Source organism: Mesorhizobium sp. M8A.F.Ca.ET.161.01.1.1 (genome assembly GCF_004792105.1).
Lineage (GTDB): Bacteria > Pseudomonadota > Alphaproteobacteria > Rhizobiales > Rhizobiaceae > Mesorhizobium.
In genome coordinates, this window is sequence record NZ_SRTD01000410.1 from 1 (window position 1) to 297 (window position 297).

Here is a 297-nt window from a genome sequence, read left to right on the forward strand (position 1 = left end):
GCCAAGCGCACCGGTGGTCGAAAGCCTACGCTGCCCTCGTGGCCGGCGGCCTCGCGGCCATCCTAATGTACGGCCTTGCTGTTTCGCGGGCGGATGCCGCCGAGCCGCGCTGGCCCGCGGGTCCTTACAAATACCTCACCATCGATCAGTCGGTGACGGATGCGCTCGTCGAGCTTGGCCGCAACATGCGGGTGCCGATGCGTGTCAGCAAGCTCGTAAAGGGGCGCCTGAGCGCCGGCATGCCGGTTGGAACGGCGCGCGAGTTTCTTGAAGAGATCTGCAATCGATATGGTCTGG

The 297-nt window shown here is 65.0% G+C and carries 1 pseudogene; it reads left to right on the top strand.

From position 1 onward, the window contains the following. Positions 1–38: 38 nt before the first annotated feature. Positions 39–297 (top strand): annotated as a pseudogene (locus tag EN804_RS36310) (type III secretion protein); the annotation flags it as partial.